The 21,868-nt window shown below is 42.3% G+C and carries 21 protein-coding genes; 20 read left to right on the plus strand and 1 reads right to left on the minus strand.

Annotated features, from left to right (window positions below):
• Positions 1 to 98 precede the first annotated feature (98 nt).
• From JQM82_RS01840 to JQM82_RS01935, 20 genes are all read left to right on the plus strand, one after another.
• Positions 99 to 743 (plus strand): redox-sensing transcriptional repressor Rex, encoded by a 645-nt coding sequence (locus JQM82_RS01840; protein ID WP_235248225.1) that lies wholly within the window; start codon positions 99 to 101, stop codon positions 741 to 743.
• Between the two features lie 77 nt (positions 744 to 820).
• On the plus strand, positions 821 to 2,335 hold the full coding sequence (locus JQM82_RS01845) for an NAD(P)H-hydrate dehydratase (RefSeq protein ID WP_235248226.1): 1,515 nt from the start codon (positions 821 to 823) through the stop codon (positions 2,333 to 2,335).
• Positions 2,322 to 3,488 carry an alanine racemase gene (alr, locus tag JQM82_RS01850; protein WP_235248227.1) on the plus strand — a complete coding sequence of 389 codons (1,167 nt, stop codon included), beginning with the start codon at positions 2,322 to 2,324 and terminating at the stop codon, positions 3,486 to 3,488. The genes JQM82_RS01845 and alr overlap by 14 nt, the downstream gene beginning before the upstream one ends.
• Positions 3,489 to 3,575: 87 nt before the next feature.
• A complete protein-coding gene (locus JQM82_RS01855) occupies positions 3,576 to 3,923 on the plus strand; it encodes a type II toxin-antitoxin system PemK/MazF family toxin (protein ID WP_235248228.1) in 348 nt (115 codons plus the stop codon).
• A 25-nt stretch (positions 3,924 to 3,948) separates the two neighbouring features.
• Positions 3,949 to 4,743 (plus strand): hemolysin family protein, encoded by a 795-nt coding sequence (locus JQM82_RS01860; RefSeq protein WP_235248230.1) that lies wholly within the window; start codon positions 3,949 to 3,951, stop codon positions 4,741 to 4,743.
• Positions 4,744 to 4,788: 45 nt separating this feature from the next.
• Entirely contained in the window at positions 4,789 to 5,520 is a 732-nt protein-coding gene (locus JQM82_RS01865; protein WP_235248231.1) for a YebC/PmpR family DNA-binding transcriptional regulator, read from the plus strand.
• A gap of 26 nt (positions 5,521 to 5,546) precedes the next feature.
• Positions 5,547 to 6,323, plus strand: coding sequence for a CFI-box-CTERM domain-containing protein (locus JQM82_RS01870; protein WP_235248232.1), 777 nt, complete (start codon positions 5,547 to 5,549; stop codon positions 6,321 to 6,323).
• Between the two features lie 11 nt (positions 6,324 to 6,334).
• Positions 6,335 to 7,615, plus strand: a complete 1,281-nt coding sequence (locus JQM82_RS01875; protein ID WP_235248233.1) for an O-acetylhomoserine aminocarboxypropyltransferase/cysteine synthase family protein — start codon at positions 6,335 to 6,337, stop codon at positions 7,613 to 7,615.
• A gap of 52 nt (positions 7,616 to 7,667) precedes the next feature.
• Entirely contained in the window at positions 7,668 to 8,390 is a 723-nt protein-coding gene (locus JQM82_RS01880) for a ClpP family protease (RefSeq protein ID WP_235248234.1), read from the plus strand.
• A 64-nt stretch (positions 8,391 to 8,454) separates the two neighbouring features.
• Complete coding sequence (locus JQM82_RS01885; RefSeq protein ID WP_235248235.1) at positions 8,455 to 10,881, plus strand: FtsK/SpoIIIE family DNA translocase; 2,427 nt, start codon at positions 8,455 to 8,457, stop codon at positions 10,879 to 10,881.
• A complete protein-coding gene (locus JQM82_RS01890; protein WP_235248238.1) occupies positions 10,871 to 12,100 on the plus strand; it encodes a chitobiase/beta-hexosaminidase C-terminal domain-containing protein in 1,230 nt (409 codons plus the stop codon). The genes JQM82_RS01885 and JQM82_RS01890 overlap by 11 nt, the downstream gene beginning before the upstream one ends.
• A gap of 147 nt (positions 12,101 to 12,247) precedes the next feature.
• Complete coding sequence (locus tag JQM82_RS01895) at positions 12,248 to 13,429, plus strand: iron-containing alcohol dehydrogenase (protein ID WP_235248239.1); 1,182 nt, start codon at positions 12,248 to 12,250, stop codon at positions 13,427 to 13,429.
• Positions 13,430 to 13,592: 163 nt separating this feature from the next.
• Positions 13,593 to 14,480, plus strand: a complete 888-nt coding sequence (locus JQM82_RS01900; RefSeq protein ID WP_235248241.1) for a sulfide/dihydroorotate dehydrogenase-like FAD/NAD-binding protein — start codon at positions 13,593 to 13,595, stop codon at positions 14,478 to 14,480.
• Positions 14,480 to 15,868: an NADPH-dependent glutamate synthase gene (gene gltA, locus JQM82_RS01905; protein WP_235248243.1), complete on the plus strand. Its 1,389-nt coding sequence runs from the start codon at positions 14,480 to 14,482 to the stop codon at positions 15,866 to 15,868. Before JQM82_RS01900 ends, gltA begins: the two co-directional genes overlap by 1 nt.
• A 134-nt stretch (positions 15,869 to 16,002) precedes the next feature.
• Complete coding sequence (locus tag JQM82_RS01910) at positions 16,003 to 16,776, plus strand: ZIP family metal transporter (RefSeq protein ID WP_235248245.1); 774 nt, start codon at positions 16,003 to 16,005, stop codon at positions 16,774 to 16,776.
• Positions 16,777 to 16,833: 57 nt separating this feature from the next.
• Entirely contained in the window at positions 16,834 to 18,867 is a 2,034-nt protein-coding gene (locus tag JQM82_RS01915) for a HelD family protein (protein WP_235248246.1), read from the plus strand.
• A 16-nt stretch (positions 18,868 to 18,883) separates the two neighbouring features.
• Complete coding sequence (locus JQM82_RS01920; RefSeq protein WP_235248247.1) at positions 18,884 to 19,471, plus strand: HAD family hydrolase; 588 nt, start codon at positions 18,884 to 18,886, stop codon at positions 19,469 to 19,471.
• 3 nt (positions 19,472 to 19,474) lie between these two features.
• Positions 19,475 to 19,954: a 23S rRNA (pseudouridine(1915)-N(3))-methyltransferase RlmH gene (gene rlmH / locus JQM82_RS01925; RefSeq protein WP_235248248.1), complete on the plus strand. Its 480-nt coding sequence runs from the start codon at positions 19,475 to 19,477 to the stop codon at positions 19,952 to 19,954.
• Between the two features lie 120 nt (positions 19,955 to 20,074).
• Positions 20,075 to 20,785, plus strand: coding sequence for a DUF6198 family protein (locus JQM82_RS01930; RefSeq protein ID WP_235248249.1), 711 nt, complete (start codon positions 20,075 to 20,077; stop codon positions 20,783 to 20,785).
• A gap of 21 nt (positions 20,786 to 20,806) precedes the next feature.
• A complete protein-coding gene (locus JQM82_RS01935; protein ID WP_235248250.1) occupies positions 20,807 to 21,595 on the plus strand; it encodes an HAD family hydrolase in 789 nt (262 codons plus the stop codon).
• Positions 21,596 to 21,630: 35 nt separating this feature from the next.
• On the opposite strand, the gene JQM82_RS01940 is transcribed toward JQM82_RS01935, so the two are convergent.
• Positions 21,631 to 21,852 (minus strand): helix-turn-helix domain-containing protein, encoded by a 222-nt coding sequence (locus JQM82_RS01940; protein WP_235248251.1) that lies wholly within the window; start codon positions 21,850 to 21,852, stop codon positions 21,631 to 21,633.
• Between the last annotated feature and the right edge of the window lie 16 nt (positions 21,853 to 21,868).

Raw genomic sequence — 21,868 nt, forward strand, 5'->3', positions numbered from 1 at the left:
ATAATTATAACGGAAATGGTGTAAATTACAACTATTGTTTGACATTAATCTTCCGATTTTATATAATATCTTTAGACTATAACAGGAAGGTGAATACATTGGAAGGAAGAGAGATATCGCAGGCGGTAATACGACGGTTGCCAAGATATTACAGATATTTGGGAGAACTTTTAGAAAATGGAGTAGAACGAATCTCTTCAAATGATCTCAGTAAACGAATGAAAGTGACTGCATCACAGATTCGTCAGGATCTTAATAATTTCGGAGGATTTGGTCAACAGGGATATGGATATAATGTAAAGTATCTGTATACAGAGATTGGTAAGATTCTTGGACTTGAAGAAGATCACAATATAATTATTATCGGAGCAGGTAATCTGGGACAGGCACTGGCTAACTATGCAGCATTTGAAAAACGTGGTTTTATTTTAAAGGGAATCTTTGATGTGAATCCACGGCTGGAGGGTGTGGCAATCCGGGGTGTTCCGGTACGTATGATGGATGATCTGAAGTCTTTTGTACAGAATAATAATATAGACATTGCTGTTCTTACGATTCCAAAGGAAAAAGCAATTGAGGTTGCGAATATGCTGGTTGAAAACGGGGTACGTGCGATCTGGAATTTTGCACATACAGACCTGAATCTTCCAGAGAATATTATTGTGGAAAATGTGCATTTGTCTGAAAGTCTTATGCAGTTATCCTATAATATAAGTCGTTATAACGAAGAACACAAAAAATAAAGATAATGTAGACGTGTAAGGTCCGGTATGTACAGACATGCCTGTTCTTACACGTTCTTTGATATGGGGGTGAGACAATGCGATATCTGGTGGATGGCAGTCAGATGAAGGCAGAAGATCAATATACGATCCAGACAATAGGTACTCCGTCCCTTGTATTGATGGAACGGGCTGCCAGATGCTGTGTGCAGGTAATGACGGACAGATATCTGGATCTGTCCAGGGTCTGTGTTGTATGTGGCTCCGGTAATAATGGCGGAGATGGTCTGGCAATTGCGAGAATTCTTACAAAGATGGGATATCCGGTTACCGCGTGTTTTATTGGCAATAAGGAGCACTGTACAGAAGAGACAAAAGAACAGATACGTCTTCTTAAGGAAGCCGGAGGAAGGATTATATCTGGATACGAAGAGGCAGAATACAGCGTTCTGATCGATGCGATCTTTGGCGTGGGACTGAGCAGAAAGATTGAGGGTCATTATCGTGAGATCATCGATCAGATGAATCGTTCAACAGGAATAAAGGTTGCAGTTGATATTCCGTCCGGAATCTCTTCCGGGAATGGTGCGGTGCTTGGAATCGCATTTCATGCAGATATTACGGTTACTTTTCAGCTTGAAAAACTGGGTCTGCAGATGTATCCGGGACGGGAATACGCCGGAGAGATCTATCCTGTTGACATAGGTATCTGCACAGACAGGATCAAAGATGACATATCTGTGGCATATACGTATGAGAGAAGAGAATATAGCCGTCTGCTGCCAGTCAGAAAGGCGGATTCACATAAAGGAACATACGGAAAGCTTCTGGTGATTGCCGGAAGCAGAGGAATGTCAGGAGCAGCATATCTGAATGCCAAAGCAGCATATCGGACCGGAGCGGGACTGGTGCAGATCTATACTCCGGAGGAGAATCGTGTCATTCTTCAGACTCTGCTGCCGGAAGCAATTATTACTGCCTACGAGACCTTTGAAGAAGAAAAACTGTGTTCGCTTCTTGCGTGGGCAGATACTGTATGCATCGGATCCGGGCTTGGAACGAACGGTCTGTCGAAGCAGATCTTACAGACAACACTGAAAAATATAAAGGTTCCGTGTGTGATTGATGCGGATGGACTGAATCTGTTATCAGAGAATATGGAAGCACTGAAGCAGATATCGAACGGAGAGATCGTGCTGACTCCTCATATGAAAGAGATGGAACGATTGTCCGGCAGAATGGTATCAGAGATCCGGGAACACCGGACAACTGTTCTGAGAGAATTTACGGAACAATATCCGGCAGTCGTGGCGTTGAAAGACGCCAGAACGATGGTTGCATCTTCAGAATCCCGCATATATGTGAATCTGTCCGGCAATTGTGCGATGGCAAAAGCCGGATCAGGAGATGTCCTTGCGGGGATAATCGCAGGTCTGATGGCACAGAAAGTAAACGGATATGATGCAGCAGTTCTGGGAGTCTATCTGCACGGCTGCTGCGGAGATTATGCCCGAAAGATAATGGGAAGCTATAGCGTTATGGCAGAAGATCTTATTGAGAGTTTAAGCAAGGTATTAATAGATCAGGAGGAGTTGGCTTATGAAGAAATATAGCAGAGTTATGGCCAGAGTCGATTTGGATGCAGTTGAATATAATATAGAGATGATGAAAAACAATATTAAAGAGGGTGTTCAGATCATGGCCGTCATTAAGATGGACGGGTATGGGCACGGAGCTGCACAGATTGCAAAAGTGCTGGATCCGAAAGAGTATATCTGGGGATTTGCAGCAGCAACGCTTGACGAAGCTGTTCACCTGAAGAATGCAGGAATCAGAAAGCCGATACTTGTTCTTGGCTGTATCTTTCCGGATCAATGGGAAGACATGATTGAGAATGAGGTTCGCATGACAATATATACAAGAGAGATGGCTGAAGAAGTCTCTGAACTTGCACAGCGTATGGGAAGAAAAGTATATGTCCATATTAAGCTGGACACGGGAATGGGACGTCTGGGCTTTCAGATCACAGAAGAAAATGCAGACATCATTGCCGCCATCAGCAAACTTCCCAATCTGGTTATGGAAGGAATGTTTACACATTTTTCCAAAGCGGATGAAACGGATAAGACGTATACACAGGAACAGATCCATCAGTATCTGTGGATGAAACGGGCACTGGAAGAAAGAAAGGTTGTATTTTCTTATTATCACTGCTCCAACAGTGCAGGTATCATTGATATGAAAGAAGCCAATCTGAATCTGGTACGTGCAGGTATATCGACCTACGGAATGTATCCGTCGGATGAAGTGGAAAAAGAAAATGTTCCTCTTAAGCCTGCAATGGAGCTGATCAGTCATGTGGCTTTTGTAAAGTGGGTAGAAGAAGGCAGAAAGATTAGTTACGGAGGAACATATACGACAGTTCATCTGACGAAAGTTGCCACGATTCCGGTTGGATATGGAGATGGATATCCCCGCAGTCTGTCTAACCAGGGATATGTTCTGATTCATGGACAGAAAGCACCGATTCTCGGAAGAGTATGTATGGATCAGTTCATGGTTGATGTTACAGGCATAGATGATGTTAAATTCGGCGACAAAGTGACGTTGATCGGGAAGGACGGGAATGAGGTCATTCCGGTAGAAACCCTGAGTGAGCTTTCAGGAAGATTTAATTATGAATTTGTATGCAATCTCGGAAAGAGAATTCCGAGAGAGTATATCCGGCATGGAGAAATCGTGGAACAGGTAGATTATTTCCTCTGATTCTGCAGGTTCCTGCATTTTGAAGAATACATCCGAAAAAGATGGAGATACTTATGTTATCATGTAAAATCGGAGCGTGAATGAAAAGTGCAGGTAAGGCGTGGAGATATATATTATGCAGATCTTAGTCCGGTTGTCGGATCCGAACAGGGAGGCATTCGTCCGGTACTGATCATACAGAATGATATGGGCAACCGTCACAGCCCGACTGTGATCTGTGCAGCGATTACTTCCAGGATGAATAAGGCAAAATTGCCGACACATATTGAGATAGATGCAAGGAGATATCAGATTGTGAAGAATTCTGTAATTCTGTTGGAACAGATTCGGACAATAGACAAACAACGACTGAAAGATCTGGTATGCCATTTGGATAAAGAGATAATGAACAAAGTAGATGAGGCTCTGAAAGTCAGTTTGGAGCTTCATACATAGAAAAGGAGTTTGAGGATAGTTAATTATGATAGAAGGAAGTTTGTTTGGCAGAATGAAGCAGATATTCCAGCTGGAAGATGAGATGGATGAGGACACTCAGAAAGAAGCCGCAGAGCTGATTCGCAATATTTTCCGGTATATGGATAAAGATGCAAAGGATATCATGACGCATCGGAAAAACATTGTTGCAATCGATGGGAATGAAACGCTTGAAGATGCTCTCAGGTTTATTCTGGAAGAGAATTATTCCAGATTTCCAATCTATGAAGAAGATATAGATGAAATTACCGGAATCATACATCTGAGAGAAGCAACAGCTTGTTATCTGGATGAGAACAACCGGAAAAAACGGGTAAAAGAGTTGAAAGAATATATAAGACCGGTTACATATATCCCTGAAACGAAAAGTATAGATACACTTTTTAAAGAAATGCAGGCGAAAAAAAATCATATGGTGATCGTGCTGGATGAGTATGGGCAGACTTCGGGACTCGTAGCAATGGAAGATATTCTGGAAGAAATCGTCGGAAACATTCTGGATGAGCATGACGAAGAGGAGGAGATGATATCACGGCAGGCAGACGGAAGCTATCTTGTGAATGGAATGACCGAACTGGAAGATCTGGAAGATCTTATACCGCTGCAGTTTGAAAAGGAAGAGTTTGAGACTCTGAATGGATTCCTGATCGATCAGCTTGACAGAATCCCATCGGAAGATGAGCATTGCGAGGTTGATTATCAGGGATATCGATTTACGATTCTTCTTGTGGACAATAATACAATACAGAGAGTTAAGATTGAAAAACATCCGGAAGCGTGATAGAATTAAAAAGTGCGAAAATAGAGATAAAGAGAGGGTTAAAAAATGTCAGGACATTCAAAATTTGCCAATATTAAACATAAGAAAGAAAAAAATGATGCTGCAAAGGGAAAGATCTTTACAAAGATCGGAAAGGAAATTGCAGTTGCGGTTAAAGAGGGCGGAAGTTCAGATCCTGCCAATAACAGTAAGCTGCGCGATGTAATCGCAAAGGCAAAATCCAACAACATGCCGAATGATACGATTGAAAGAAATATCAAGCGTGCAGCAGGAGATGCAAATGCTGCCAATTATGAACATATTACATATGAAGGATATGGACCGAACGGGACTGCCATCATTGTTGAGACACTGACAGATAATAAGAATCGTACCGCTTCCAATGTAAAAAATGCGTTTACAAAAGGCAGTGGTAATGTGGGTACTCCGGGATGCGTTTCATTTATGTTTGACAAAAAAGGTCAGATTGTGATTGATAAAGAAGAGTATGAGGGAGACGCAGATGAGCTGATGATGCAGGTACTGGATGCAGGTGCAGAGGATTTTGTAGAGGAAGAAGACAGTTATGAGATTCTGACGGATCCTGATGATTTCAGCACGGTGCGTCTTGCGATAGAAGAAGCAGGAATTCCGATGGCTTCTGCAGAGGTGACAATGATCCCTCAGACATATGTGGAACTTACGGATCCAAAGGATATTGCCAATATTCAGAAGACGCTGGATATGCTGGATGATGATGACGATGTACAGGACGTATATCATAACTGGGATGAATAATCTCTCTGTGATACAGGAGGAGAAGGATGGCAGAATGCAAAGCTGAAGCTGGACTGAAAAAGTTATTTGATGATTCACTGGACCTTCTGCATATGTTCAAAAGAAAAACATATGCAGAAACATTTCAGATATTGTACCGTGGCAATCAGGAATGTCTGAATGTACTGGCAGATGCATGCAGCGAAGATACTGATCGGGAAGAACTGGAATCATACGCCAAAGTCATTCCCAGGTATGCGAAAGAAAAGCTGGAGGATATCTCTTCAAAGAGACAGAAAGATCGTTTCTCTGCAGATTATAATATGACAATGGCAGTATATGTGATTCCTCTGGTGAATTACAGTGTTTTTCATAATAAAAGGGACCAGGGCAATCCATTGACAGTGAGGATGATTGAAATCTGGAATGAGCTGCCGGTTACAGGTTACACGCTCTCGGAATCATCGTATGATCTGATCCAGAGCGGCTTTAAAAACAGACTCTGCTATATTACGACTGCGGTATGTTCCAGCCGCAATCAGCCGGATGACTGCTATGAACTGGAAACCCTTCGCAGGTATCGGGATGATTATCTGGCACAGACAGAATCGGGAAGACAATTGATAGAGGAGTATTACGATATTGCTCCCGGAATCGTAATGGCAGTAGGTATGCGCCCGAATGCACCGGAGATATATGAAGGGCTGTATAAGAATTATCTGCATCCATGTATTCGGCTGATTGAGAAAGATAAAAAAGAAGAATGCAGGGATTTATATATCGATATGGTTCGGGAATTACAAAAGAGATACTTTTATTCATAAGGAGAGGGAACATGAGCAATTATAAGATTGAAACAAAGTGTGTACAGTCAGGATACACACCGAAAAACGGAGAGCCAAGATCTCTGCCGATCTATCAGAGTACAACATTCAAATATGATTCCAGTGACCAGATGGGACGACTGTTTGATCTGGAAGACAGTGGTTACTTCTATACCCGTCTTCAGAATCCAACCAACGATGCAGTGGCAGCAAAGATCTGTGATATGGAAGGCGGAGTTGCGGCAATGCTGACTTCTTCCGGACAGGCGGCAAGTTTCTATGCGATCATGAATATTGCACAACAGGGAGACCATATCGTGTGTGTGTCTGCAATATATGGCGGAACTTATAATCTGTATGCACACACGATTAAAAAAATGGGGGTAGATGCTACGTTTGTTGATCCGGACTGTACAGAAGAGGAATTAAACGCAGCATTTCAGGAGAATACCAAGGCAATGTTCGGAGAGACAATCTCGAATCCATCCCTTGCTGTTCTGGATTTTGAAAAATTTGCAAAGGTTGCACATGCACATGGGGTTCCGTTTATTGTGGATAATACTTTTGCAACACCGGTTAACTGCCGTCCGTTTGAATGGGGAGCAGATATTGTGACACATTCTACAACAAAGTATATGGACGGACACGCATCAGCGGTAGGTGGAGCAATCGTTGACAGTGGAAACTTTGACTGGGAAGCATACGCAGATAAATTCCCGGGACTGACAACACCGGATGAGACCTATCATGGAATTGTATATACACAGCGTTTCGGGAAAGGCGCTTACATAACAAAGGCAACTTCCCAGTTAATGAGAGATCTGGGATCCATACAATCTCCTCAGAATGCATTTCTTTTGAATCTGGGGCTGGAATCTCTGCATCTTCGTATGGAAAGACACTGTGAAAATGCATTGGCTGCAGCGCAGTATCTCCAGAACCATGAAAAAATTGCATGGGTAAATTGTCCATCACTTCCAGGTGACAAGTATTATGATCTTGCAAAGAAATATATGCCAAATGGAACCTGCGGCGTTATTACGTTTGGTGTAAAGGGCGGAAGAGATGCCTGCGTACGCATGATGGACAGCCTGAAGATGATCTCTATCGTAACTCATGTTGCAGATGCAAAAAGCTGTGTACTTCATCCGGCAAGTCATACACACCGCCAGATGAACGATCAGGAGCTTCTGGAAGCAGGAGTACAGCCGGATCTGATCAGATTCAGCGTGGGAATTGAACACATAGATGATATTATTGCAGACCTCAAGCAGGCTCTGGAACAGGTATAAAATTATCTGAATACCTCCATACTAATTGAAAAAGTATGGAGGTATTTTTAGTATGCAGAGCGATAATACAGATTCACGGAAAAAAACACAGAATGAAGAAGAAAAGACGGAGCAGATCCGGGAAACAGGTAGTCTGAATCTGGAAGAAGGAAAAGACAAACACAGAATCAAATTACTGACGGTCATTGGAGAAATTGAAGGTCATGAAGCAGTATCCGGAAATACAAAATCAACAAAATATGAACACCTTCTTCCTATGCTTGCGGAAGTCGAAGACAGCGAAGAGATTGATGGAATACTGATACTTCTCAATACACTGGGAGGTGATGTAGAGGCCGGACTTTCCATTGCGGAGATGATCGCATCACTCAGTAAACCGACCGTATCACTGGTGTTGGGCGGAAGTCATTCTATCGGAGGGCCGCTGGCCGTCTCCGCACAATATTCCTTTATTGTTCCGAGTGGTACGATGATCATACATCCGGTTCGGTCTAACGGAATGTTTATCGGCGTTCCCCAGAGTCTGCATAATATGATACGGACGCAGGATCGCATTACAAAGTTTTTGGCGGATCACTCTCATATGAAGAAAGAGAGAATTGAGGAACTGATGCTGAATCCTACGGAACTTGTAAAAGATGTGGGAACACTTCTGGAGGGGGAAGAGGCAGTAAAAGAAGGTCTGATAGACGAGGTGGGAGGATTAAACAGTGCATTGCATAAATTGCACGAAATGATTGATATATGGATACGGAAAAAGAGTGAAAATGTGTAATGACAGCTTATTGAAATAATGGTATACTATAAGATAGTATCGCCATAAATAAGGGGGAGATTACATGGCTGGAAAGTCAAAAAAGCGTAAAACTGTGCGAAAGGCGAAAAATAAAACTACGCAGTCAAGTTTTGTAAGAGATGAGATCATTGTATGGGTGACACTTGCAGTCAGTATTCTGATATTGATCAGTAATTTTGGAATTGGCGGGTTCGTAGGGGAGACGATCTCGGAAATTCTTCTAAAGATATTTGGATGGATTGCATATGCGGTGCCTTTCCTTTTATTTGGAATGGTTGCATTTCTTATATCGAATAAAGAAAATGGGATTGCATATATGAAAGTTACTGCAGGTCTGATATTTACCGTATCAGCAGGGATGCTTCTTCATCTGATCAATGAACTGGGTGGACTCATTGGTGAGAAACTGACATCTGTACTGGTGCCGGCGATCGGAACCGCAGGAACATATGTTGTAACGATCATACTGATGATTATCTGCATGGTTCTTATCACAGGAAAGTCTGCACTTAAGGGTGTCAGGAGCGGAAGTGAAAAAGCCTATGACAGGGCCAGAGAAGACGCAAGAAAGAGGCGTGAACATGCAGAAGAAAAGAAAAAGCAGAAAGAAGAAAGAATAAAGGCAGAAACCGGTCGAACCTCTGATGACAGAGAGGGAAAAGGAAGAAAGAGAAGTGACAGACACGTAGAGGGTGTGTCATTTGATACTACGATTGCTCAAAAATCTCCGGAAGTTAAGGAACTTCCTGTTGATCCTAAGGAAGCAAGAGGTCCTGAAAAACCAGATTTTGTGATCAATCGTGCGGAGCCTTATGAAGAGGATGAAATCGAGACGGAGGCACAGGAAGGTGTGTCAAAAACGCCGGAAGATGATGTGGCAGATGTTCCAAAGAAAAAAAGCAAAATGAGCGAAGAAGGAATTGCAGGAGAGGTTGCGAATGTTGCAGCAAGTGTTGCAGCAGAAGCGGCAAAACCGAAAAAACCGTATAAATTCCCCCCGATATCTCTGCTAAAACGGGGAAAAAGGACTGCCGGGGAGTCAGATGCTCATTTACGGGAAACTGCAATGAAGCTTCAGCAGACACTGCAGAACTTTGGTGTAAATGTTACAATTACGAATGTCAGCTGCGGACCATCTGTGACACGATATGAGCTTCAGCCCGAAATGGGAGTAAAAGTAAGCAAGATTGTCGGGCTTGCAGATGATATTAAACTGAACCTTGCGGCTGCGGATATTCGGATCGAGGCACCGATCCCCGGAAAAGCGGCTGTCGGTATTGAAGTGCCAAATAAAGAAAATACTGCAGTCAGACTCAGAGACCTTCTGGAAACGAATGAATTTAAAAACTGTACTTCGAAGGTCGCTTTTGCAGTCGGAAAGGATATTGCAGGCAACACGGTCATTGCAGATATTGCAAAGATGCCGCATCTTCTGATCGCAGGAGCAACAGGTTCCGGAAAATCGGTCTGCATCAATACACTGATCATGAGTATCTTGTATAAGGCCAGGCCGGAGGAAGTAAAATTGCTCATGATCGACCCGAAAGTAGTAGAATTAAGTGTATATAATGGAATTCCACACCTTATGATTCCGGTTGTCACAGACCCTAAGAAGGCTGCAGGTGCACTGAACTGGGCGGTTGCAGAGATGACAAGAAGATATAAGGAATTTGCCGACAACCAGGTGCGTGATATGAAGGGATATAATGAGAAGATCAGGGGCATGCAGGATGAAAACGGAGATCCGTTAAAACCGATGCCACAGATCGTGGTGATCGTGGATGAGCTTGCAGATCTGATGATGGTGGCACACGGAGAAGTGGAAGAAGCAATCTGCCGTCTGGCGCAGCTTGCCAGAGCAGCAGGAATCCATCTGGTTCTTGCGACGCAGAGACCATCTGTAGATGTTATTACTGGCCTGATCAAGGCAAATATGCCATCTCGTATTGCGTTTTCTGTATCATCAGGAGTCGATTCCAGAACCATCATTGATATGAATGGTGCAGAAAAACTTCTCGGTAAGGGAGACATGCTCTTTTATCCTGCCGGCTATCAGAAGCCGGCACGCGTGCAGGGATCCTTTGTGACGGATTCTGAAGTTCAGGAAGTCGTTGATTACCTGATCAGGCAAAATGGAGATGCTACATATAATGATGAAGTGGTGCAGCATGTTAATACGTGTCAGAGCGGAGGTATTACTTCTGCTTTAGAAGATGATGGAAGAGACGTATATTTTACAGAAGCCGGAAGACTGATCATTGAGAAAGAAAAAGCATCAATCGGAATGCTTCAGAGAGCGTTCAAGATTGGATTTAACAGAGCGGCTAGGATTATGGATCAGCTGTTTGAAGCGGGAGTTGTCGGACCGGAAGAGGGGACAAAACCAAGAAAAGTACTGATGACTTCTGAAGAATTTGAACAGTATACGAATCAGCAATCAGGCAGGAGGAACTCGGAAGATGAAATGTAGGTACTGTGGACACATAATACCTGAGGGAATATTATATTGCAGTCATTGCGGAAAAGAAGTCTGTATTGTCCCTGACTACAATCCGCTGGATGATATGCTGACGGCGCAGATCAAGGGCGCCATCACCGGAGATAACAGTTACGATGCGGAAGAAATCTATGATTCCATCCGAAATACCGGTGATTTCCAGAAAAATGACAACAGGAGAACAACCGGAAGAACCAGAACTTCCACCAGAACGACTGGCAGACAGATGTCCGAACGGGAAAGACGAAGAAGACAGGCAGAGCGTAGAAAAGCGATCAGACGCAGAAAAAGAAAACGAGCTCTTCTGATTATTGGCAGTCTTCTTCTGATTATCCTGATTGTAGGTATTGCGGCATATCAGACTTCCTATCTTGGAATGATCAATAAAGGAAATAAAAATCTGAATAATAAAGACTATAACCTTGCAGAATCTTATTTTGAAAAGGCATTATCCAAAGATGAAAAAAGAGCAGATGCATATATCGGACTGTCAAAGGTATATCTTGCGCAGAAGAATGAAGATAAGGCAGAAAGTGTTTTCCTGAATGCAATCGATAAGCAGAAAGATAATGTTGACCTGTATAATGCATGTATTCAATATTACATGGACACGGATCAGAAAGAGGAGATCCCGATTCTCCTTGAAGATGCCGAGGACAGTGTAGTTGATGCATTATCGGAATATGTGATCAGCAAACCAGAATTCAGTCTTGATTCAGAAACAGTATATGATGATGTACAGGAGCTGACACTGACTGCAGAGGAAGGTTATACGATCTATTACACGACAGATGAAAAGAATCCGACTACGAACAGTGAAAAGTATTCTTCCCCGATCCAGATTAAAGAGGGAGAAACAGTAATCACAGCAATTGCGGTCAACAAGGATGGAATTCCAAGTCTTCCGTCAAAGAAGACGTATACAGTGGAGCTTCCTGTGGAAGATGCTCCGGCAGTATCACCTTCAACAGGGCAATATGAATCTGCGATGCAGATTGAGATAAAAGTTCCGGATGGATATGAAGCATATTATACAATGGACAAGAGTGATCCAACGACTGCATCTACGAAGTATACCGGCCCGATTCCAATGCCGGAAGGTGAGACAATATTTAAAGCAATTCTTGTCAATGCAAAAGGACGGACCAGTGATATTACAACAAGAAACTATGTATATAATAGTGGTAATTAATGAAAGGCTACTGTAATAAGCAGTAGCCTTTTTTGTACTGAAAAAAATACAATTTTCTATGAAATATATATTGCGTTAAATATTTAACGGGTTTATAATTTTGATAAAGATTTAACAAAACATCATTTTAAAAGGAGAGATTGTACAATGGCAAGATTTACTTTACCAAGAGATGTGTATCACGGAAAAGGATGCCTTGAAGAGCTGAAGAATTTAAAAGGGAAAAAGGCAATCCTTGTTGTCGGCGGTGGTTCTATGAAACGTCAGGGATTTTTGGACCGGGCAGTTAACTATCTGAAGGAAGGCGGAATGGAAGTGGAATTATTCGAGGGTGTAGAACCAGATCCGTCTGTTGAGACCGTTATGAAAGGTGCGGAAGCAATGCGCGCATTTGAACCGGACTGGATTGTTGCAATGGGTGGAGGATCTCCAATTGACGCTGCAAAAGCAATGTGGGCTTTCTATGAATATCCGGATACCACATTTGAAGATCTGTGTATTCCGTTTAACTTCCCGGAATTAAGACAGAAAGCAAAATTTGCGGCAATTCCTTCTACTTCCGGAACTGCAACAGAAGTAACCGCATTCTCAGTTATCACAAACTATCAGACAGGTGTAAAATATCCGCTTGCAGACTTTAATATTACACCGGATGTAGCCATTGTAGATCCTGATCTTGTTATGGGTCTTCCTGCGAAACAGGTTGCTTATACAGGTATGGATGCACTTACACATGCGATTGAGGCTTATGTGTCTACATTAAATTGTCCATTTACAGATCCACTTGCACTGCAGGCAATTGAAATGGTACTTGATTATCTTCCGGCTTCTTATAATGGCAATATGGAAGCCAGAGAGCAGATGCATTATGCGCAGTGTCTGGCAGGAATGGCTTTCTCTAACGCACTGCTTGGTATCGTGCATTCTATGGCACATAAGACAGGAGCAGCATTCTCTACCGGACATATTCCTCATGGATGTGCCAATGCAATCTACCTTCCATATGTAATCAAATACAATGCCAAGGATCCGGTTGCCGCATCACGTTATGCTGAGATTGCACGCAGAATGGGACTTGCAGGAACGTCAGAAAAAGCTTTGATCAACAGTCTGTGTGAGAAGATTGACGAATTTAATGTAAAATTAAACATTCCAAAAACACTGAAAGACTTTGGCATTAATGAAGACGAGTTCAAAGAAAAACTTGATAAGATTGCAGAACTGGCAGTTGGTGATGCTTGTACAGGATCCAATCCCAGAGCAATTGATCCGAAGGCAATGGCAAAATTATTCACATGTACATATTACGGAACAGAAGTTGATTTCTAGAGGATTAAGATATGAAAAAGCAGGTGCATCATGGCATCTGCTTTTTTTCCCTCATTTTTAGAAAAAAATTTTCAATATTGATAATTAAATAACGATAATCACTTGCGAAAATCCTGCAGGGGTATTATTATAGAATTAATATCGCAAAATAGGAGGAAATAAGATGTATAAGATATTAAGAGCAGAACAATTGACTGCTAACATCTTTCTTATGGATGTAGAAGCTCCTCGTGTAGCAAAACATTGTGAACCTGGACAGTTCGTAATCGTTAAGATGGATGAAAAAGGGGAAAGAATCCCGCTTACGATCTGTGACTATGACAGAGAAGCTGGAACAATCACAATCATATTCCAGCCGGTAGGTGCATCTACCATGAAGATGAAAGAATTACAGGCAGGAGATTATTTCCGTGATTTCACAGGACCACTGGGAAATGCTTCTGAACTGATCGAAGAAGACATTGAAGAATTGAAAAAGAAAAAAATTCTCTTTGTCGGCGGCGGAGTAGGTGCGGCTCCGGTATACCCGCAGGTAAAATGGATGCATGAACATGGAGTAGATGTGGATGTTATTATTGGTTCTAAGACGAAAGATCTCCTGATTCTTGAAAAAGAGATGGAAGCTGTTTCTGGTAATTATTATCCTTGTACAGATGACGGATCATATGGACATGCCGGTATGGTTACAACCATGATTGAAGAACTGGTAGAAAAAGGCAATAAATATGATATCTGCGTAGCAATCGGACCTATGATCATGATGAAATTCGTATGTCTTCTCACAAAGAAGCTTGAGATTCCAACGATCGTCAGCATGAACCCGATCATGGTTGATGGAACCGGAATGTGCGGTGCATGTCGTCTGCATGTTGGAGATGAGATAAAATTTGCCTGTGTAGACGGACCAGAATTTGACGGACACCTTGTCAATTTCGACGAGGCAATGAAGAGACAGCAGATGTATAAGACACAGGAAGGTCGTGCTGTTCTGAAATTACAAGAAGGCGACACCCACCATGGTGGATGCGGACATTGCGGAGGTGACGAGTAATGGCAGACGTATTAAAGAGAGTACCTGTTAGAGAACAGGATCCAAAGGTCAGAGCAACAAACTTTGAAGAAGTATGTTATGGATATAACAAAGAAGAAGCAATGGAAGAGGCAACGCGCTGCCTGAACTGTAAAAACGCGAAATGTATCCAGGGATGTCCTGTATCCATTAATATTCCGGGATTTATTTCAAAAGTGAAAGATGGAGATATCGAAGGCGCATATCAGGTAATCGGTGAGTCTTCCGCTCTTCCGGCTATCTGCGGACGTGTATGTCCACAGGAATCTCAGTGTGAGAGCAAATGTATCCGCGGAATCAAGGGTGATCCGGTATCCATCGGAAAACTGGAAAGATTCGTAGCAGATTATGCACTTGAGAATGATATTAAGCCGGCAAAAGCAGAGAAAACCAATGGTCATAAGGTAGCAGTCATTGGTTCCGGACCGTCCGGACTTACCTGTGCAGGTGATCTGGCAAAACTCGGCTATGAAGTAACTGTTTTCGAAGCGTTACATGAACTGGGAGGAGTATTGGTATACGGTATTCCGGAGTTCCGTCTTCCAAAACAGAAAGTCGTTAAGAAAGAAATTGAAAAAGTAAAAGAACTGGGCGTAAAATTTGAGACCAACGTAGTAATCGGAAAGTCTACCACCATCGATCAGTTGATGGAAGAAGAAGATTTTGAAGCGGTATTCATCGGTTCAGGTGCTGGTCTTCCGATGTTCATGGGCATCCCTGGAGAAACCGCAAACGGTGTATTCTCTGCAAATGAATACCTGACAAGAAGTAATCTGATGAAAGCGTTTGATGACTCCTATGATACACCGATCGCAGCAGGCAAGAAAGTTGCTGTCGTTGGCGGCGGTAACGTAGCAATGGATGCTGCAAGAACAGCACTTCGTCTCGGCGCAGAGGTACATATCGTATATCGTCGTAGTGAGGCAGAACTTCCTGCCAGAGTGGAGGAAGTACATCATGCAAAAGAGGAAGGTGTTATCTTTGATCTTCTGACCAATCCAAAGGAAATTCTCGTCGATGAAAATGGTTGGGTAAAAGGCATGAAAGTCATCAAGATGGAACTTGGTGAACCTGATGCTTCCGGAAGAAGACGTCCGGTTGAGATTGCCGGATCTGAATATGAGATCGAAGTTGATACTGTTATCATGTCTCTTGGAACTTCACCGAACCCGTTGATCTCTTCTACAACCAAGGGTCTGGAAGTAAATAAGAGAAAATGTATTGTAGCAGAAGAGTCCAATGGACAGACCTCCAAGGCATGTGTATTTGCAGGTGGTGACGCTGTTACAGGTGCAGCTACGGTAATCCTTGCCATGGGTGCAGGAAAAGCCGGTGCAAAAGGTATTCATGAACTGTTATCAGCAAAATAATAATGTAATATAATAAAGCATACAAAGTCCCTGTTCTGTAGATACTGATTATCTACGATACAGGGACTTTTTCTGTACCAAATGGAATAGATATGGTATGATAATATATAATGTTTTGGAAAGAGAGAGGATATATGACAATATTTACAGGTTTAATCATTCCATTTATTGGCACTACACTTGGAGCCGCATGTGTGTTATTTATGAAAAATGAGCTGAGGCCGGCAATTCAAAAAGCACTTCTCGGATTTGCTGCAGGTGTCATGGTAGCTGCTTCCGTGTGGTCACTTCTGATCCCTGCCATGGAGATATCAAAAACGATGGGGAAGTTTGCGTTTATTCCTGCCGCGTCCGGTTTCCTTCTGGGTATCATATTCTTGTTAGCCCTTGATCGTCTGATTCCACATCTTCATCTGGGATGTGAAGAGGCAGAAGGACCAAAGTGTTCCCTGAAAAAATCTACGATGCTGATTCTGGCAGTCACGATTCATAATATACCGGAAGGAATATCCAGTGGAGCCGTGTTTGCCGGATTGCTTACAGATAATGCCAATGTTACACTGGCGGGTGCTTTTGCACTGTCGATCGGAATTGCGATTCAGAACCTTCCGGAAGGATTTATTGTATCACTTCCGATTCGAAGCGAAAGAGGACGTGGAAAGGCATTCATGTCCGGAATGCTGTCCGGAATCGTAGAACCAATTGCAGGAGGAATCACTGTGCTTCTTGCCGCATATATTACACCTGTGCTTCCGTATCTTCTTGCATTTGCTGCAGGAGCCATGATCTACGTAGTCGTGGAGGAATTGATTCCGGAGTCTGCGGAAGGCGAACACAGTAACATAGGAACCATCGGATTTGCCATCGGTTTTGTAATCATGATGATTCTGGATGTAGCACTCGGGTAACCTTGTAACGGGAATTTACTAATAATACGAATAATCAGAAGGGATACATGTAAAAGTATGGAAAGCAGTCATGGAGAGTTATTTCTGAAGGAAGTAACAGGAAAAATTAAAAAACGCATCGAAGAAGTAGACCTTTCCCTGGAAGCCGGACAAAAAGAGATACAGAACATGCATGAATATTACTGGGAAAATTATACGGAGATGGATCAGTATGGTTATGAGGATTTTGATAATCAACAGGCACTGCTTCATCAGGTTAATGATAACCAGGAGAAGCTGAAACTGCTTCATCGATTGAAAAAGATGCTGGATGCTCCGTTTTTCGGACGTGTGGACTTTATCTATGAAGGAGATGTCGAAGCAGAGACATTTTATATCGGAATCGGAAATTTTGCACCGAGAGCCGGCATGCAGCCATTGATCTATGACTGGAGAGCTCCGGTCAGTGGCCTGTTTTATGATTATGACAAAGGAGCGGCATCCTATGAAGCACCGGTCGGCATCATGACAGGTGAGATTGCCTCCAAGTGGCAGTACAAGATCAAAAACGGAAAGATGATCTATGCATTTGAAAGTGATACAAAGATCGATGATGAGATTCTGAAGCAGGAACTCGGCACCAACAGTGACGTTCAGCTGAAAAATATCGTGCGTACCATACAGAAGGAGCAAAACATGATTATTCGCAATACGAAAGATAGAATCCTGGTGATCCAGGGAGCTGCGGGGAGTGGGAAAACTTCCGTTGCACTTCATCGTATTGCCTATCTTCTTTATCATGAACGAGAACGTTTAAAATCATCCAATATTCTGATTCTGTCTCCAAACAGTGTGTTTTCGGATTACATCTCACATATTCTTCCGGAACTTGGAGAGGAAAATGTAAAAGAGATGAGTTTTGATCTGTTTGCTTACCGGGAACTTAAGAGTGTGGTTGCGGATTGTGAAGATCGGTATGATCATCTGGAACGAATGATGAAGTTCCCGGATCCGGTAGTGCAGAACAGATTTGCAGCAAAACAGTCTGCAGGATTTGTGGGACAGATGGAAGGTTTTCTCGCTTCTCTGGAAGATGAACTGATGGATTTCAGAAAGTTTGAATATAAAGGGATCAAGAAAACGGAAGAAGATCTGATTCATCTGTTTTATTTTAAATTCCCGAATACTCCTCTTCTTAAGCGTATGGACGCAGTCATGGAATACTGCGTTGATGAATACGAGACATTATGTGGACGTGATCTGAGTGAAGAAGAACGAAACGTTATTCAGGAAAAATTTGACCGGATGTACGTAACGAAGGATATCTATTCTATCTATAACTGGCTGATGGAATACTGCGGTTATCAGAAGCTTCCGGAGACGGAATATGAAAAACGGATTCTGGAATACGAAGATGTATATCCGATGCTGTATCTGAAGTATCGCCTGACGGGAATGGCAGTACATCGGAATATCAAGCACCTGGTAATTGATGAAATGCAGGATTATTCTTACCTCCAATATGTAATCCTGAATCAGATCTTTCAGTGCCGCATGACGATCCTTGGCGACAGGGCACAGACGATGGATACGAAACAGCAGGATGTATTAAAGTTCCTGTCGAAGATATTTGACGTCCCTATACAAAAGATTATCATGAACAAGAGTTACCGCAATACGATAGAAATTGCAAAATATGCCGAAAAAATCGGCAAAGTAACAGATCTGGAACTTCTAAATCGTCATGGAAAAGAAGTGCAGGAACAGAAGTTTATTTCCATAGATCAGCTGCTGGATGAAGTACTGAAGCAGAGAAATCTGGGAGAGGCAGGCTATGAAACGGCTGCTATCATCACGATGACAAGAGAAGAAGCCGATGATATCTGTCGATTGTTACAGCTTCGCGGGGAAGAAATCCATTATATTGACCGTGATAGCCGTACATTTCGGAAAGGACTGACTGTTACTACGTTCTATCTGGCGAAAGGACTTGAATTTGATCAGGTGTTCGGTGTGTTTCATGAGACTGAGCATCCGATGCATGCACGGGCAAAATATATCTGTGCGACCAGAGCGCTGCATGAATTATACATGTATGAATTGAATTCGTAAAATATGTGAGGTAATTATGATAAAAAATATAATATTGGATATGGGAAATGTACTTCTGGATTATAATCCGGATGTCTGCCTGGATCATTTTCTGGAGAAAAAAGAAGAAAAAGATATCATAAAAAAAGAATTGTTTGAAGGGCGGGAGTGGGTCGATGCAGATCTTGGAAATATAACAGAGGCAGAGTTATATGACCGTGTAAAACTGCGTGTACCAGAATATCTCCACCCGGCATTGAAAAACTGTACTCTCCACTGGTCCATGTGCATGAAACCGATCAAAGGAGCAGAGGAATTCTGTAAATATGCAAAGGAAAAAGGATATAAACTCTACGTACTGTCGAATGCAAGTGCATCTTTTTATGACTATTTTCCTTCCTTTTTACCGCTTGCGTTTTTTGACGGAGTTGTGGTATCCAGCGATATTCACATCATAAAGCCGGATCAGAAAATCTACGAATATCTTCTGGAACGCTACCGGCTGACGGCGAAGGAATGCTTTTTCATTGATGACAGGGCAGATAATATTGAGGCTGCAAAAGCTGTCGGTATGGAAGGAATGGTATTTCATGGAGATTATGAAGCGGTCAAAGGAGTACTCTAATATATGAAGATCACGATTATTACAGTCGGAAAGATGAAAGAAAAGTATCTGAAAGAAGCAATTGCGGAATATAGCAAAAGACTCAGCAAATATTGTAAGCTGGAGATTGTAGAGGTGGCTGATGAGAAGACTCCGGAGAATGCCAGTGAAACGATTGAAAATGGAATACGCGAAAAAGAGGCAGAACGTATTTTGAAACACATAAAAGAAGATGCTTATGTCATTACGCTGGAGATCGGCGGTAAATTGCTGTCTTCCGAAGAACTTGCAGAAAAGATAGAAAAACTGGGCATTCAGGGAACCAGTCATATCATCTTTATTATCGGCGGTTCTATCGGACTTGGAACATCCGTGCTAAAAAAATCAGATTATGCCCTCAGCTTTTCCAGAATGACCTTCCCGCATCAGTTGATGCGGGTGATTCTGCTGGAGCAGGTGTACCGGAGCTACCGGATCATCAATGGAGAGCCATATCATAAGTAAGTGAAAGAATTCTGTAAAACACTACTTACATAAAAGAAAATATAATGATATGATATAAGGGATTATTACAAAAGTATTTGTAACAGTCCCTTATTTTATATGGAAAAGGAATGCGATGAAGTGAAAAAAACAAATATTTACCGGGGTTTCTTTTATCTTGGCGGTCTTCTTGTGCTGGCTCTGGGAATTATACTAAATACAAAAGCGGGGCTTGGAGTATCGCCGATTATATCGGTTTCCTATAGCATATCAACAATTTTAAATACAAATTTTGGAAATATGACATTGCTCCAGTATTCTTCATTTATCGTTGTGGAGATGCTCTTACATATCAGAGAACATTACAAGACCGGAAACTGTAATCTGAAGCTGAAACTTTTGAAAGATGTGCTTCAGTTCCCGCTGAGCCTGATATTTACCCGCTTCATGAATCTGTTCTCCGCCTTGATTCCGGCCTATGATACACCTGGTGTAAGTGTATATTACAGTAGCTTTCCGGGACGTATTATGACTCTGATCGCCGCGATTATCCTTACCGGAATCGGAGCTGCTGTTTCACTGAATATGCGCATCATCCCGAATCCAGGAGACGGAATTGTACAGGCAATCTCAGACTGCGTAAAAAAAGAAGTAGGCTTCACCAAGAATTGTTTTGATCTGTTTAATATCACGATTACGATCTGTGTCGGGCTCCTGTTTGCAGGCAGGCTGATCGGAGTCGGAATCGGAACCGTCATGGCAGTCATTGGCGTGGGACGGGTAATTGCAGTATTCAATCACTTTTTCAAGAAGAAGATGGCAAAGCTTTCCGGAACTGAGAATCTGAATTAGATTATGACTGAGGTACACAATATGCAGAAGAAAAAAGCAGTATTTTTTGATATAGACGGAACCATATGGGACAGGAATAATTACATACCGGACAGTACGATTGATACCATTCACAGGTTACAAAAGAATGGACATCTAACCTTTATCTGTTCTGGACGGACAAAGGGATATATACGTAATCCAGAACTTCTGAATATTGGATTTGACGGAATCGTGTCCGGATGTGGTACGATGATCGAATATCACGATGAGACGATACTATATGAGAAGATGGACGTAGATCTGACTGCAGATACCATACGGACAGCAAGAAAGTATGGATGTCGGCCAATATTGGAGGGAAGAACTTATCTGTATATGGATCCGGATGAATTTGCAGAAGATCGCTATGGGCAGAAACTGATCCGGGAGATGGGAGATTATCTGAGAACGATTCAGGGAGAATGGGGCAGATGGGAGATCTCCAAACTGTCCTGTGCAACGGATCATGCAGATCGTGAGAATTGTTTTCGGGAGCTTTCTCCCTATTATCATTTTCTGATTCATAATCCATATGTAGTGGAGATGGTTCCAAAGGGTTATGATAAAGGAACCGGAATCCGGAAAGTATGTGAGATGCTTGACATGGATCTTGCCGATACGATTGCATTCGGAGACAGTGCAAATGACATTGGAATGTTACAAACAGCAGGAATCGGTGTTGTAATGGGGAACGGTTCAAAAGATGCAAAACTTGCAGCCGATTATATTACCACTTCTCTGGCAGAAGATGGAATCAAAAACGCCTGCATATATCTTGGAATCATATAAAAGAGTACCATATTCCGGGAATGGAAATATTACATCTATTTCCTTGGATATGGTTTTTTTATGTCTGTAAGCCCAACCATATAATCAAGATTAACTTCGTATAAAGTGGATAATTTCATTAACAAATCAATGGGAATCTGACGGGTTCCTTTTTCATATCTGCGATACACTTCACGTTGACATCCCAAGTAATCTGCAACTTCAGACTGTGTCTTGTCATGGTCAATTCGTAAATCTTCTAACCGTTGAAAATGCATATCATCACCTCAAAAA

The organism is Faecalicatena contorta, assembly GCF_021531995.1.
Classification (GTDB): domain Bacteria; phylum Bacillota; class Clostridia; order Lachnospirales; family Lachnospiraceae; genus Dorea_A; species Dorea_A contorta_A.

What these genes read in the sequence shown, in the direction of transcription:
- gltA (WP_235248243.1), top strand. Translation starts at nt 14,480, where the DNA reads ATGGCAGACGTATTAAAGAGAGTACCTGTTAGAGAACAGGATCCAAAG.
- JQM82_RS01895 (WP_235248239.1), top strand. Translation starts at nt 12,248, where the DNA reads ATGGCAAGATTTACTTTACCAAGAGATGTGTATCACGGAAAAGGATGC.
- JQM82_RS01935 (WP_235248250.1), top strand. Translation starts at nt 20,807, where the DNA reads ATGCAGAAGAAAAAAGCAGTATTTTTTGATATAGACGGAACCATATGG.
- JQM82_RS01920 (WP_235248247.1), top strand. Translation starts at nt 18,884, where the DNA reads ATGATAAAAAATATAATATTGGATATGGGAAATGTACTTCTGGATTAT.
- alr (WP_235248227.1), top strand. Translation starts at nt 2,322, where the DNA reads ATGAAGAAATATAGCAGAGTTATGGCCAGAGTCGATTTGGATGCAGTT.
- JQM82_RS01940 (WP_235248251.1), bottom strand. Translation starts at nt 21,852, where the DNA reads ATGCATTTTCAACGGTTAGAAGATTTACGAATTGACCATGACAAGACA.
- JQM82_RS01860 (WP_235248230.1), top strand. Translation starts at nt 3,949, where the DNA reads ATGATAGAAGGAAGTTTGTTTGGCAGAATGAAGCAGATATTCCAGCTG.
- JQM82_RS01875 (WP_235248233.1), top strand. Translation starts at nt 6,335, where the DNA reads ATGAGCAATTATAAGATTGAAACAAAGTGTGTACAGTCAGGATACACA.
- JQM82_RS01900 (WP_235248241.1), top strand. Translation starts at nt 13,593, where the DNA reads ATGTATAAGATATTAAGAGCAGAACAATTGACTGCTAACATCTTTCTT.
- JQM82_RS01845 (WP_235248226.1), top strand. Translation starts at nt 821, where the DNA reads ATGCGATATCTGGTGGATGGCAGTCAGATGAAGGCAGAAGATCAATAT.
- JQM82_RS01910 (WP_235248245.1), top strand. Translation starts at nt 16,003, where the DNA reads ATGACAATATTTACAGGTTTAATCATTCCATTTATTGGCACTACACTT.
- JQM82_RS01915 (WP_235248246.1), top strand. Translation starts at nt 16,834, where the DNA reads ATGGAAAGCAGTCATGGAGAGTTATTTCTGAAGGAAGTAACAGGAAAA.
- rlmH (WP_235248248.1), top strand. Translation starts at nt 19,475, where the DNA reads ATGAAGATCACGATTATTACAGTCGGAAAGATGAAAGAAAAGTATCTG.
- JQM82_RS01885 (WP_235248235.1), top strand. Translation starts at nt 8,455, where the DNA reads ATGGCTGGAAAGTCAAAAAAGCGTAAAACTGTGCGAAAGGCGAAAAAT.
- JQM82_RS01880 (WP_235248234.1), top strand. Translation starts at nt 7,668, where the DNA reads ATGCAGAGCGATAATACAGATTCACGGAAAAAAACACAGAATGAAGAA.
- JQM82_RS01870 (WP_235248232.1), top strand. Translation starts at nt 5,547, where the DNA reads ATGGCAGAATGCAAAGCTGAAGCTGGACTGAAAAAGTTATTTGATGAT.
- JQM82_RS01890 (WP_235248238.1), top strand. Translation starts at nt 10,871, where the DNA reads ATGAAATGTAGGTACTGTGGACACATAATACCTGAGGGAATATTATAT.
- JQM82_RS01865 (WP_235248231.1), top strand. Translation starts at nt 4,789, where the DNA reads ATGTCAGGACATTCAAAATTTGCCAATATTAAACATAAGAAAGAAAAA.